Source organism: Shewanella donghaensis (genome assembly GCF_007567505.1).
Classification (GTDB): domain Bacteria; phylum Pseudomonadota; class Gammaproteobacteria; order Enterobacterales; family Shewanellaceae; genus Shewanella; species Shewanella donghaensis.
Window position 1 is genome coordinate 1,029,078 of record NZ_CP041783.1, and the last position, 13,614, is coordinate 1,042,691.

The following is a 13,614-nucleotide window of genomic DNA, read 5'->3' on the forward strand; positions in this document are numbered from 1 at the left end:
CTATCGATAGGTATTAAACCGCTATTTTGATGTTGTTCTTGATTGTTTATTCACCAATAAAGATAAAGAATGTGAGCAGACAGTTATATTCGTTAGATTTTTGTCGAACGAAAGATTTTCTAGGATTACAATGCGATTGCGTTTGCGCTAAACTACGCGCCAAACTTTAGGGATGTTAGTTAGCGATACAGCTAACGAATTTTGAAAATAACAAATTAAAAAGCACAAGAAGTAAGTGTCTTAATTGTAGGTGATGACATCTCAAATCTTTTACTGAGCAAAATAGCTTAGAAATTATTTAATTGTGTCTCATTCAAAGTCCTTTTTCCGCTCAATTTGTCACAAAATTCCTCCCACAAAATTTCACTATCACAAAATCACAACTGGAGAGGCTGTTATGCCGTCAACCGCTGGTAATGCATTATTTAGTAACTTCTTGGGTAATTCTCCCAAATGGTATAAATATGCAATATTGATGTTTCTCGTAATAAATCCATTATTATTTTTCTACGTAAGTCCATTCGTGGCTGGGTGGATGTTGGTAATTGAGTTCATTTTTACACTTGCTATGGCGCTTAAGTGCTATCCACTGCAACCAGGTGGCTTACTGGCTATACAAGCTGTTTTTATTGGCATGACCTCCCCCACACAAGTGCTCCATGAAATAGAAGCCAACCTTGAAGTATTACTATTGTTGATATTTATGGTTGCCGGTATTTACTTCATGAAGCAATTACTGCTTTTTGTGTTCACGAAAATGATCACGAAAGTTCGTTCAAAAATCATCGTGTCATTGATGTTTTGTACCGCTTCAGCTTTACTTTCTGCTTTTTTAGATGCATTAACGGTTATCGCTGTGATTATCGCGGTAGCCATTGGTTTCTACTCTATTTACCACAAAGTTGCTTCAGGTAAAGATTACACTTCAGACCATGATCATACTTCAGAAACCCATGAACAGTTAAATGATGATGAGTTAGAAGCCTTTCGTGGTTTCTTAAGAAACTTATTAATGCACGCTGGCGTAGGTACTGCTCTTGGTGGTGTTTGTACCATGGTTGGTGAGCCGCAAAACCTCATCATTGCCGCGCAAGCGCATTGGCAGTTTGGTGAATTCTTCATTCGTATGTCACCAGTGACTATTCCGGTTCTTGTCGCCGGTATTGCAACTTGTTTTGCAGTAGAGAAATTAAAATGGTTTGGCTACGGCGCTCAGTTGCCAGAGCCTGTTCATAAGATTTTAAGTGATTGTGCCGCTTACGAAGATGCGCATCGTACTAAAGCAGATAAAATGAAATTAGTCGTTCAAGCACTTGTGGGTGTTTGGTTAGTGGCTGGTTTAGCCTTGCATCTTGCATCTGTTGGCTTAATTGGTCTTTCAGTCATCATCTTAACGACGGCTTTCAACGGCATCACTGATGAACATCAACTTGGGAAAGCGTTTGAAGAAGCCCTGCCGTTTACCGCACTACTGGCAGTATTCTTCGCGATTGTTGGCGTTATCATTGATCAACATCTATTCGCGCCAGTTATTCAATGGGCATTAAGCTTTGACGGTAACATGCAATTAGTTGTTTTCTATATTGCTAACGGTTTGCTGTCTATGGTCAGTGATAACGTGTTTGTTGGTACCGTATATATTAACGAAGTAAAAGCTGCGTTAATTAGCGGTCAAATAACCCGTGACCAATTTGATTTATTAGCAGTGGCAATCAATACCGGTACTAACCTTCCGTCTGTTGCGACACCAAACGGTCAAGCGGCATTCTTGTTCTTACTGACTTCTGCACTAGCACCGCTAGTTAGATTGTCATATGGACGCATGGTTTGGATGGCTCTACCGTATACGATTGTGCTGTCGATTGTTGGTGTCATGATGATTCATTCTGGTTACCTTACCGAAATGACGCAGTATTTTTATGATAATCAAATATTAATTCATCATTCAGCGAAAGAGATTGGCGCTGCAGTCGGTCATTAATATTCGGCTTTTTGAACGTAATTGAAAAAACACCCTCTAATGAGGGTGTTTTTTTATATATACTAAGTTCCAATTAGCGCTTTAAATCTAAAAGAATAAATAAAAAGGAGATTGATTTGCAGGGTTTACAAAAATTCGCACGTTCACGGAAAGCCTGGTTATTATTACTATTTTCAGCAATAGGACTAGAGGCTGCGGCATTGTTTTTTCAATACGTAATGCACCTTGAACCTTGTGTTATGTGTGTTTATGTCAGGGTGGCTGTCTTAGGCTTAATCATTTCAGCAATGATAGGGGTAATGGTACCGCGCTTTTGGTTAACACGTATTATGGCGTTGATTGGTTGGGGAGTGAGTGCTGTTTGGGGCTTAAAACTATCCCTTGAACTGAATAAACTACAAGTTGATCCGTCACCTTTTTCAACTTGTAATTTCTTTCCTGATTTTCCAAGCTGGATGCCACTTGATAAATGGCTACCTGAAGTCTTTTCACCTACAGGCATGTGCAGTGACGACCCTTGGACATTTTTATCCGTGAGTATGGCGCAATGGACAGTTGTGACGTTTATCATCTACCTAGTGATACTCGCCATCATGCTCATACCAGCAATTAAGCCATCTAAATAACGACTATACACGTTATTGATTAATGGCTAATGGCTAATCGTTAATGATTAGTCAACATCCTTCAATGGCCAGAGTACGATATGATCTTCAACGTAACGTACTTTGGTTTCATTGACCGTTTTACCTTTCACTGAAATACCCGCTTCATGCATTGCTTCTTTTGACCCCGTTAATAACGGATGCCAACTCGGTAACGTCCTTCCTTCATTCAGTCTTTTGTAAGCACAAGAATCCGGTAACCAAGTTAACTCGGCGACATTATCAGCAGTAATAGCAGTACAGGCAGGAACATATTTAAAGCGTTCTAAATAGCGTTTGCAACCGCAAGTATCATCATCTAATAAATGACAAGCGGCATCGGTGTAATACAACTCTTCAGTTTCATCATCGATAATTTTGTTTAAACAGCATTTACCACAACCATCGCACAATGATTCCCATTGCACGTCACTCATTTCGTGAAGTTTTTTTTCAATCCAAAAAGACATAGTTCAATAGCACTAAAATAACATTAGTACTATTGTATCACTAATTGATCGGCGGGTTTTTGATTCGTTCTGAAAGATAAGTCACAGTCAGAAGAAAATGTTCACTTGTTGACCATTCCTGTAATAACCTGAAGTTGTTATATACAAGGTATTGACGTCCTTTTACACCATCAGGTCTTAATAATGAGACTTGCATATCATCACGCTTGGGCAGATCGTTTCCGTTATAACGTCTTACCCCCAAATCTTGCCACTGGTTAAAAGTCTTGGTGTATTCTACACCAACGACATCTTCGGATATCACTTCAATCGAACCGACCTGGCGCCCCCAGGTTTCATCATTACTCCATCCGCCAGCTCTTAACATAGCAGCAGCGGTAGCGAATGCGTCATATTGATTATTCCAGATATCAACATTACCATCGCCATTAGCGTCTTCAGCGTATGCAAGGTACTGAGAAGGCATGATTTGCATATGACCCATCGCGCCTGTAGAGGAACCTATGAGTTGTTCATATTGAACTTCTCCTGATTCTATAATTTTCAATGCTGCAATAAATTCATCGATATAGAAATTTTCTCTATTACCAGAAAAAGCATTGGATGCTGTCACTGATAAAATAGGAAAATTGCCTTTTTGTTCACCAAATTCCGATGTGAGTCCCCACAAGGCAATCAAAAATCGAGGTTGAACCCCATAACGGTCCCCAATGGCGATAATGGTATCTTGTTGTTCTTTAAACATTGCACGAGCAGTGCTAATAGTAATTTCGGGGGCGTTTTTGGGAATATAGCTTTCAAGGTTTAATGCTCGTTCAGAACCATTAACCGTCGCGCGCTTGAATACTTTAATTTTAGAAAAATGCTCATCTATGGTGCTTTGGGAAACCCCTTCAGCAATGGCTTTATCCTTAAGCGAATCTAAATAATCATCAAAACTCATATTTTGTTGTGCTAATGGGCTATTAACAACCAACAAATAAACTATTACAGATGAAATGATCTTCCCAATCATAAATTTTCCTAAATTAACTCAGCATTGCTATTTTTATTATTATTAACTTAACGTTAACACATTTGTGTTAACGTCGAAATAGTAAAATTCATAACTATATCATAAAGTAAATGAGAAGATTTTAATCAAACAGTTAATCTTCTAATCCCATACTTTTACGGTGTTCGTTTAGTAAATTTACTACTGGAGGAGGAATTTGTAAATAATAGCCTTTTTCAGCAAGCTCACTTCTCACTTTGTTGATGTCTGCCATGGCGAGTTCTTGCCTTTTGGACAACGGAACTAACATTACCAATTTGGGCGCACCAAACATTTGCATTAATGCCTCTGGAACGACTGAAAAATCATCACGTTTTTCTACAAATAAATATGTATCCACTTTTCGACTACTTTTATATACGACACAAATCATATTGGCTTAAAATTCCTCTGTTTCTTGCTTGATAGTCACTTAAGCACACTATAACATGGACAGTTATTAAATTAATTGCAATTCAGTCACAGACTGACTCTTTTGGAGAAAATAGCCTGGATGGCCATACAAAGTCTTGAGTTAAAAGCCACATCTTTTACGCTTTCAGTGCTCCATATTAACACCCATGATTTTAGTGCGATTGCCGCTGATTTAGATAACAAGTTATCTCAAGCACCGCAGTTTTTTCTTGGTGCGCCATTAATTTTAAATTTAAGTGCTATAGAACAACAAGACATCGATTTAGCGATGTTAAAACAACTTCTTACTGATAACCAACTTATTATAGTTGGTGTAACATCAGCAAATGAAAGTATTGCCGCTCAAGCTAAATTGTTAGGCTTGGCTGTCGTCAAATCAGGTAAACAAGCTAAAAATATCCCAGCACCAGCTAGAGAAACCAAAATAGTTAAACAAAATGTTCGCTCTGGTCAGCAAATTTACGCCAAAAACGCTGACTTAATCGTTTTTGGTGCTGTGGGTAATGGCGCAGAAGTTATTGCTGATGGTAGCATTCATATATACGGAGCGCTGCGTGGTAAAGCTATGGCTGGCGCCGCTGGGAATAAGCACAGTATTATTATTGCTAACTCATTGGATGCTGAATTAGTTTCTATAGCAGGACAATACTGGATAGCAGAACATTTACAGCAGCATTGTAGTAGCGACCAACGCGGTTGCATTCGCTTAGATGGCGAAACACTCATGGTTGAATCATTGCCACAATAGGTGGCAACCTAAAAGGATATAATAAAAAATGGCACAGATTATTGTTGTCACATCAGGAAAAGGCGGTGTTGGTAAAACAACGTCAAGTGCGGCTATCGCAACGGGCTTAGCCTTAAAGGGCAAGAAAACCGTCGTCATTGATTTCGATATCGGGCTCCGTAATCTTGACTTAATTATGGGTTGTGAACGCCGCGTTGTTTATGACTTTGTTAATGTAATAAATGGTGAAGCAAACTTAAACCAAGCATTAATTAAAGACAAACGCTGCGACAAACTATTCATTTTACCTGCTTCTCAAACCCGTGATAAAGACGCTCTGACTAAAGAAGGTGTTGGTGGTGTTTTAGAAGAGTTAAGTAAAAATTTCGATTATATCGTCTGTGATTCTCCAGCAGGAATTGAACAAGGTGCAATGATGGCATTGTATTTTGCTGATATTGCTATTGTGACAACTAACCCAGAAGTTAGCTCTGTACGAGATTCTGATCGTATATTAGGGATGCTTCAAAGTCGTTCTCGTCGAGCTGAACAAAATTTAGAGCCGATTCAAGAGTTTCTATTACTAACGCGTTATTCTCCTGCTAGAGTTAAGACAGGTGAAATGCTAAGCGTTGAAGATGTAAACGATATCTTGGCAATAAAATTACTCGGTGTGATCCCTGAGTCACAAGCTGTACTAAAAGCATCGAACTCTGGTGTTCCCGTTATTATTGATGACGAAAGTGACGCTGGTCTTGCATATGCCGACACTGTGCAACGTTTACTCGGTGAAGAAGTACCATTTAGATTTCTTGTTGAAGAGAAAAAAGGATTCCTAAAAAGGATATTTGGTAGTTAATTATGTCAATACTCGATTATTTCAGAAGCAACAAAAAAACAAATACTGCTGTCACTGCCAAAGAGCGTTTACAAATTATTGTTGCGCATCAACGCGGTGAACGTGATGCTCCGGATTATTTCCCTAAAATGAAGCAAGAAATTCTTGAAGTCATTAGAAAATATGTCCATATTTCAGAAGATCAGGTGTCAGTTCAACTAGAACAAAACGATGATAATCTGTCAGTATTAGAATTAAACGTGACCTTACCAGACGGGAAATAAACACCTCTGGATTCGTCGTGTTAGTTTACCCAATAAAAATGCCAAGATATTATCTTGGCATTTTTATGTTTAAATCCGCATAAACTTTGATATAAGTGAATTAACTGAAGTTTATACCCGCGAGCGCATCTTTAACGATATCTCCACGCCAGCCTTTTAACAACAAAGGTTTATCTTCAGGCTGCTTGTGATGTAACCATAACAAAAACTCATGAATGAGACGCTTAGAGCCAATAAACTCTACAGCAACTTCATGTTCTTCACTCAGTAAGGTTAGAATATTTTTCACTTCTTTAAACGAAGATTTATAGCCATTTTTCAATGCAATAACATCAACTGCTTCTGGTAAATTATCTAAATCAGCCGTTTGTAATACCTTGATGATATCTTTGCCATGAAAACGCTTTTCATGTTCTGTTAAGTCATTGAGTTGGTTTAACTCAACGACGGTTTTAGGCTGTTTCTTGGCTAAAGCAATTAATGCATGATCTTTGACAATAAAGCCCAGTGCAGAATCCTTCTTTAACGCTTTCTTTAAGCGCCAAGTTGCTAACACTTTTAAATAGGCTAATTGCTGTGGAAACAATTGAAAAGCATTTTTAATTTTCAGATAGGCCAATTCTTCATTAGGCGGTGTTAAGCGCCCTTCAGTCATTCGCTCGCCTTCTTCAAGTAACCATTCCATTCGATTAGCTTGGTTTATCTTCTCAACAAGCTGTGGGTAAAGCTTATAGAGATAATAGACATCGTTAGCGGCATATTGAAGCTGTGCATCGGATAATGGTCGCTTCATCCAGTCGGTACGAGACTCACCTTTATCTATTTCGATCTCTAAAAAGGTATTCACTAACTTGGCATAACCCAAACCATGACCTAAACCACTTAGGGTTGCGGCGATTTGGCTATCAAATAACGGACTCGGTTGGCATTGTCCATAGCGAGCAAAAACTTCTAAATCTTCACTACAAGAATGCACCAGCTTAGTGATTTTTGTATCAGACAGTAACGTCCAAAACTCAGATAAATCAGGCAGCGCGACAGGATCGATTAATGCGAGTGTTTTACCGTCATATGCTTGAATAAGGCCTAACTTGGCATAGTAAGTTCTTGTTCTTACAAACTCAGTATCTAGCACAAGTAAATCACTTTGCTGATACTGCGCCACTAACTTAGTTAAACTTTCTGGGTCGCTGATATATTCAAACGATAACAAAATACACTCCGATTTATCTTATGAACCAACATAGGTGATTTAAACGTTAATTATAAATAATAGCCATTAAAAAGCCGGCTATTGCCGGCTTCATTTTACGCTGATTTAACTTCGTCTCGAAGTTCTCGTCGTAAAATTTTACCTACATTGGATTTTGGTAATTCATCTCTGAATTCTACCAGCTTTGGTATCTTATATCCTGTTAAATGTTGACGACAATGTTTAATTATTTCGCCTTCAGTTAAGCTGTTATCTTTAGCCACCACGAATATTTTAACTAATTCGCCACTGGCATCATTAGGGACACCAACAGCAGCGACTTCGATCACTTTAGGGTGTAAGGCAACAACATCTTCAACTTCATTAGGGAATACGTTAAATCCAGACACTAAGATCATGTCTTTCTTGCGGTCAACAATAAAGAAGAAACCCATTTCATCCATGTAACCGATATCACCGGTTGCTAACCAGCCATCTTTGTCGATAACTTTGGTCGTTTCTTCTGGACGTTGCCAGTACCCTTTCATCACTTGCGGGCCTTTAGCAAAAAGCTCACCGGTTTCACCTTGTGCCAGTACTTTACCGTCGTCATCTCTGACTTGAATAAAAGTAGATGGCGCCGGAAAACCAATCGAACCATTATAACCTTCAAGGTTATATGGACAACAGGTCACTAGTGGCGATGCTTCAGTCAAGCCATAACCTTCAAGCAATCGGGTTTTAGTGATTGTCTGCCATTTATCAGCAACCGCTTTTTGAACCGCCATACCACCACCAATAGAGAACTTGAGACGGCTAAAGTCGAGGTTTTTAAAGTCTTCATTATTCACTAAAGCATTAAACAGGGTATTAACGCCCGTTAGCGCAGTAAAAGGATACTTTTTGAGTTCACCAACAAATGCAGGCATATCTCTTGGATTAGTAATCAGCAGGTTGTTACTGCCTTTATGTAAAAAGAGTAAGCAGTTCACGGTTAATGCAAAAATATGATAAAGCGGCAAAGCGGTAACGACAAACTCAACGCCATCTTCTAAAGCTGGTGAGTATGCACCATTTGCCTGTAACACGTTGCTAACCACATTACCGTGAGTAAGCATGGCACCTTTAGATACACCCGTTGTACCACCAGTATATTGCAAGAATGATAAGTCATCGTTGCTAATCTCTGGTTTTACATATTGTAAACGGCGGCCTTTCGTTAATGACTCTCTGAATGACAGAGCATGTGGCAAGTCATATTTAGGCACCATTTTCTTGATGTATTTAACAATGAAGTTAACTAAAGTTCTTTTTGGTGCACTTAATTGATCGCCAAGGCCAGTAATAATGACCGACTCAACAGCGGTCTCAGCAACGACTTCTTCTAGTGTTCTCGCAAAATTTGATACCACAACAATCGCTTTGGCACCTGAATCAACTAACTGGTGCTTTAATTCTCGTGGTGTATATAGTGGATTAACATTCACTACCACCATACCTGCGCGTAAAATACCAAACAATGCAATAGGGTATTGCAGCAAGTTAGGCATCATTAAGGCAACACGGTCACCTTTTTCAAGCTTAAGCTCATTTTGTAAATAGGCAGCAAATGCACGACTTCTTTCTTCTAACTTACGGTAAGTTAGTGTCGCTCCCATATTGATAAATGCAGGTTGATCAGCATATTTTGATACGGCTGTTTCAAACATATCTACCAAAGACGAGAATTGATTAGCATCAATTTCCGCTGGTACATTTTCTGGTAAATTATTAATCCAAGGATGGTCCACAATTTTCTCCTATTTATTCAGACTATTTGCTATGAAGAAATCCTTCAATCATTGCAAAGCCTAAAGATACTGCTCTTTAAAACTAGCGTATATTTTTATAATTGTTAGTCGCAGTAAAGTTGTTTTTGTTAATTATAATTCGGTGGTCATAAAATCATACGACCGTTTAAATTCAGACCATAATCACATAAATGAAATAAAAATCCTAGTGATTTAATAACATGAAAAGGCTAACTTAGAATAAATGTTCTAATTTTGTTAGCTACAATCTCAGCGCTGCCCATATGTAGGTGATGATCACCGGGTATTTGGAGATGCGAAATTTGGCTAAACCAGGATTTTGCCTGAGGTATAGCTAATTTTAACTGCTTAAAGCCCTGCTCACCTAATATTAATAAGCATGGGGTATCACTCATGGTCATTAATGCGTCAACCTGTTCGAAGGTTAATCGATATGGAGAGTCTAGTTTTAAGCGGGGATCACTTTTCCAACAAAATTGCTGATTTTTGATGTCAACATTACGTTTTATAATTAACTCACACCAATGCTTATCAAGCCCCGTTAACTGATTTCTGGCATTAACGGCGCGTTCCAGAGTAAACGTTCGCTCAGAGTTAGCAGTCTCATCTGTTTTAGACTTGGACTCATTAAAGCGATGATGTTGTTTGAAGCTGTTTATTAATCGATTTTTAGCATTTGAAGGTTTTTCAAAAATAGGCGACAAAGCTTCGATTAATACGAGTTTGACAATTTTTTCAGGGAAGCAGGCGTTATAGGCTGCAGCAATAATGCCGCCTAACGAATGGCCTATTATGGTGATGGTATTGTCTGAAGTTTGTTTAATGTTGTTGTCTGTAGTCTTGACTGCGTGCTTGACAGTATTTGGGGGTGAGACAAGTACATTAATGAGCTCATCTAGATCATATAAATAGTCAATCCAGTGTAAAGGAGAGCTACCAGGTCTATGTTGTGACTTTCCGTGTCCCGGCCAATCAATAGCAAGCAGTTGATAATGTTTTAATACACCTTGATTCATTAATGCTTGCGCTAATGGCTCAAAACTATCGGCATTATCAAGCCAACCGTGCAGTGATAGTAAGATGGGTTTATCTTTATCACCATAACGTTTACCGCTTAAACGAATATGAGCCAATTGAAAATCGACTTCTTCAACTTGCTGCGATTTTTCAACTGACTCATTCATAAGCAATATATTGACTCTTTAAAATACTAAACCGACAAGGTTTCGGTATTTAAATGTTAGCGAAAAGACTACTTAGTTTTTTTAACAAATTTAAGTGTCATGCGGTCACTTTCACCGATGGCAATGTACTTGTCTTTATCTACATCTTCTAATGCTAAACGTGGAGGTAAGGTCCAAACACCTTTTGCATAATCTTTAGTGTCTTTTGGGTTAGCATTGATTTCAGAGGTGGCAGCTAAAGTGAAGCCCACTTTCTCAGCCAATGTAATCATTTCAGCTTGATCCATATAGCCACTGTCAAATGACATACCTGGGTTAGCTCGATGCTCAACAACACCAAATACACCACCCTCTTTCAATACGTTATAAGAAGCGGTGAACGCATTCTCAATTTGCTCCTGACCCGCCCAGTTATGCAGATTTCTGAACGTTAGGACATAATCAGCACTATTATCAGCACCAAGATTAACTGAAGCTGGAGGCTGGAATGTTACCGTTGAAGCATTACCTAATACCGCTTTATGTTCAGCAAGCCATGCTTCGAACTTTTTACCCGCTTTAGCGTAGTATTGTGTTCTTTTAGTATCTTCTTTTGGATTAGTCTCGAAGATCCCACCAATGTAATGACCTTTTTCAGCGAGGTAAGGCGCTAAAATTTCTGCGTACCAACCGCCACCAGGCCAGAGTTCGATAACAGTGTCATCAGCTTGGATACCTAAGAAGCTGATTGTTTCTGCTGGATGGCGATAATTATCGCGTGCGCTATTCTTTTCACTTCTGAAATCACTGGCTACAGCAGCTGCAAGTGAGGCATTTGCTTTAACAGCAGGTGCTTTCTCGCTCATACCATGATCGTGTGCCATTGCAGTGGTTGATACTGCAGCTAAACCCATGGTGCTAAGCCCAATTGCTGTGGTTAATAATAACGTGCGTTTCATTGTCTTCTCCCTGAAGAAATTATCTCTAAAAAATCAGCAACAGATACGGCATTGATTGCTTAATTGATCACTCTAACGGGCTGGCGACTTTTTGTCGTCAACTCTTTGCCAACACATCCATAACATAAAACAGCTAAATACTAACCACATAATTACCCAAATCCAAGCTGGTATCCATGTTAGTTGTGATAACTTTGCTGCATCGCCTTGTCCAGCTAGCCCAAACAATACTGTAGGACTTGCCATAGCATTCAACACAATCATCAGACCGAGCATTCTCAATAAACTATTCAACCAGGCGCTGTGATCAAACTTAAGTGGTGATAAAAACACCACGGCTAACGAAATTAAAATACCTATGGTTAACAAATCTCGAGCCCATAAGATTAATGAACTGATAACTGTTACTCCTAATATGCCTAGAGTAAATCTAATACCAGCACGCCAAGTCGCTAATAAGAAAATGACGTAGCCCCACAAGGCTGCCCCAAAATAACCTGAAAAGGTAATTAACGGCGCAAAACCACCTTGAGTAAAACACAGGCCTGCGCCATTGGGGAAAAGTTGAATTTGATTGACGACGCCACCAGACACAATGGCAGCTAAACCATGGGAAATTTCATGAAAGTAACTTTCAAACCATTTAAAGGGGATACTGATGATGGGAAGTTTAGTGATTAAAAAAGCGCAAAATAATTCTAGAAAAAAGCGTCCTTTGGAGGGAATAGCAGACAGTGTTTTTGTATCTTTATCAAGCATATAAATCTATTCCTACCATTTGTTGAATTTGTTCCCTTTGCGCTGAATGTTGATGCAGTAAATACTGTTGAATGGCTCCAGCACTGGTTGATGATTGGGAAAAGTCTTTCTGTGGCTCATCTTCATTATTAGAAGACATATCATTATCGTACTGAACTTTAGCGTCAAGCTTCGAATTCAATAACGATGCATTGAATAGCATCGATTTATCACTATCGACAATTGCAGCTTTCACCGAATCAGTAATATTCGCACTTGCTTGGGCGACTCCAACCGTATTGGTCTTAATGTTCGTGGTTGATACTGATGAAGGATTGTTAAGCCCATTAATATTAATGGGATTATAGGAGGATAGTGGTTGAATTGAAGTATTCATAAATGCATTCATTTTTATCACTCCTATTTTAAGTCATTAAACACGTGAGTTGAATCAATTTAATTTAGCTTACAAACCTTAAAGGTCAAAAAGTTAAAAAGTTACTCGCGGCCAGGTAATTTTTTCCACGTCACTTTATCGCGTAAATATACCGGTGAAAGCTCATCAACCGTGGTAGATAAACCTTCTTCGTAGCCTTTTATCGCTAGGCTTACCATTGCAGATGCATCTGGTAGCTTAATCGAGGTTGTAACGACAGAATCAATACCTTCAAGTAAGTCTGGATAAGCGACAAAACCTGTTCCGCAAGTATGAATAGGTTTGTGCTTATCTAAATCTATTTGAATGGCATCTGGACTTGAAACATGTTCAGCTTCAATTAGCGTAGCAATACCATCAACATTGATGAATTGTCCCCAATATATTTCACTCATTCGGGCATCAATAGCACAAAAAACTTGTTCAGCTTGCTCTGTATCTATGGCCATTTGTGCTAATGCCGCTAATGTTGAAATACCAATTACTGGAATATCATGACCCAATGCTAAACCTTGCGTCATACTGGTACAAATTCGGATACCGGTAAAACTGCCAGGTCCACGGCCATATGCAATCAAATTTACATTGGCGATTTTAATGCCCGCTTCTTTTAATACATCATCCACCATAGGCAGTATACGTTGACTATGCTCTCTTGGTGCATCAGCTGAACGGTTAAGTTGTTTGTTATTGTGTAACAAAGCCGCTGAGCAAGATTCTGTACAAGTGTCTAGTGCGAGAATCGTTAAATCTGATTGAAGTTGAGTCATGTAAAACGTTTTTACCTTACCATTTAACTATGGGCAATATGATGAACGACTTATTAGAAATAAGTAATAGTCGTCTTAAAATTCATAGAAAAGGCGCTAAACGTCGTTAAGTACAGAACAATAGACACCTATT

The 13,614-nt window shown here is 38.8% G+C and carries 15 protein-coding genes; 5 read left to right on the top strand and 10 right to left on the bottom strand.

The genetic code is table 11. From position 1 onward, the window contains the following. The first annotated feature begins 397 nt into the window (after positions 1 to 397). Positions 398 to 1,981, top strand: coding sequence for a sodium/proton antiporter NhaB (gene nhaB / locus FPK91_RS04300; RefSeq protein WP_144208473.1), 1,584 nt, complete (start codon positions 398 to 400; stop codon positions 1,979 to 1,981). A gap of 116 nt (positions 1,982 to 2,097) precedes the next feature. Next, positions 2,098 to 2,607, top strand: a complete 510-nt coding sequence (gene dsbB / locus FPK91_RS04305) for a disulfide bond formation protein DsbB (RefSeq protein WP_144208476.1) — start codon at positions 2,098 to 2,100, stop codon at positions 2,605 to 2,607. 47 nt (positions 2,608 to 2,654) lie between these two features. Here the strand turns inward: dsbB and FPK91_RS04310 are convergent, their stop codons facing one another. From FPK91_RS04310 to FPK91_RS04320, 3 genes are all read right to left on the bottom strand, one after another. Then, positions 2,655 to 3,095: a YcgN family cysteine cluster protein gene (locus tag FPK91_RS04310; RefSeq protein WP_144208479.1), complete on the bottom strand. Its 441-nt coding sequence runs from the start codon at positions 3,093 to 3,095 to the stop codon at positions 2,655 to 2,657. 40 nt (positions 3,096 to 3,135) lie between these two features. Then, positions 3,136 to 4,110, bottom strand: a complete 975-nt coding sequence (locus FPK91_RS04315; protein ID WP_227006684.1) for a lytic murein transglycosylase — start codon at positions 4,108 to 4,110, stop codon at positions 3,136 to 3,138. 133 nt (positions 4,111 to 4,243) lie between these two features. Then, entirely contained in the window at positions 4,244 to 4,522 is a 279-nt protein-coding gene (locus tag FPK91_RS04320) for a YcgL domain-containing protein (protein ID WP_144208482.1), read from the bottom strand. A gap of 120 nt (positions 4,523 to 4,642) precedes the next feature. Between FPK91_RS04320 and minC the strand changes: the two genes are divergently transcribed. The 3 genes from minC to minE are packed head-to-tail and all read left to right on the top strand — an operon-like array spanning position 4,643 to position 6,412. After that, the gene (gene minC, locus FPK91_RS04325; protein ID WP_144208485.1) at positions 4,643 to 5,311 is read left to right on the top strand and encodes a septum site-determining protein MinC; all 669 of its coding nucleotides are present in this window, start codon (positions 4,643 to 4,645) and stop codon (positions 5,309 to 5,311) included. 28 nt (positions 5,312 to 5,339) lie between these two features. Further along, entirely contained in the window at positions 5,340 to 6,149 is an 810-nt protein-coding gene (minD, locus tag FPK91_RS04330; protein WP_144208488.1) for a septum site-determining protein MinD, read from the top strand. Positions 6,150 to 6,151: 2 nt separating this feature from the next. Further along, positions 6,152 to 6,412, top strand: coding sequence for a cell division topological specificity factor MinE (minE, locus tag FPK91_RS04335; RefSeq protein WP_144208491.1), 261 nt, complete (start codon positions 6,152 to 6,154; stop codon positions 6,410 to 6,412). Positions 6,413 to 6,512: 100 nt separating this feature from the next. Here minE and rnd read toward each other — a convergent pair whose 3' ends face one another. The 7 genes from rnd to tsaB all read right to left on the bottom strand — a co-directional run bounded on the left by rnd (position 6,513) and on the right by tsaB (position 13,481). Continuing rightward, on the bottom strand, positions 6,513 to 7,625 hold the full coding sequence (gene rnd / locus FPK91_RS04340; protein WP_144208494.1) for a ribonuclease D: 1,113 nt from the start codon (positions 7,623 to 7,625) through the stop codon (positions 6,513 to 6,515). Between the two features lie 95 nt (positions 7,626 to 7,720). Further along, complete coding sequence (fadD, locus tag FPK91_RS04345) at positions 7,721 to 9,394, bottom strand: long-chain-fatty-acid--CoA ligase FadD (protein WP_144208497.1); 1,674 nt, start codon at positions 9,392 to 9,394, stop codon at positions 7,721 to 7,723. A 230-nt stretch (positions 9,395 to 9,624) separates the two neighbouring features. Continuing rightward, positions 9,625 to 10,599, bottom strand: a complete 975-nt coding sequence (locus tag FPK91_RS04350; RefSeq protein ID WP_144208503.1) for an alpha/beta fold hydrolase — start codon at positions 10,597 to 10,599, stop codon at positions 9,625 to 9,627. A gap of 68 nt (positions 10,600 to 10,667) precedes the next feature. Next, positions 10,668 to 11,444, bottom strand: a complete 777-nt coding sequence (locus tag FPK91_RS04355) for a class I SAM-dependent methyltransferase (RefSeq protein ID WP_227006745.1) — start codon at positions 11,442 to 11,444, stop codon at positions 10,668 to 10,670. 165 nt (positions 11,445 to 11,609) lie between these two features. Further along, the gene (locus FPK91_RS04360; protein ID WP_144208509.1) at positions 11,610 to 12,296 is read right to left on the bottom strand and encodes a M50 family metallopeptidase; all 687 of its coding nucleotides are present in this window, start codon (positions 12,294 to 12,296) and stop codon (positions 11,610 to 11,612) included. Beyond that, complete coding sequence (locus FPK91_RS04365) at positions 12,289 to 12,684, bottom strand: hypothetical protein (protein WP_144208512.1); 396 nt, start codon at positions 12,682 to 12,684, stop codon at positions 12,289 to 12,291. The genes FPK91_RS04360 and FPK91_RS04365 overlap by 8 nt, the downstream gene beginning before the upstream one ends. An 89-nt stretch (positions 12,685 to 12,773) precedes the next feature. Then, on the bottom strand, positions 12,774 to 13,481 hold the full coding sequence (tsaB, locus tag FPK91_RS04370; RefSeq protein WP_144208516.1) for a tRNA (adenosine(37)-N6)-threonylcarbamoyltransferase complex dimerization subunit type 1 TsaB: 708 nt from the start codon (positions 13,479 to 13,481) through the stop codon (positions 12,774 to 12,776). Between the last annotated feature and the right edge of the window lie 133 nt (positions 13,482 to 13,614).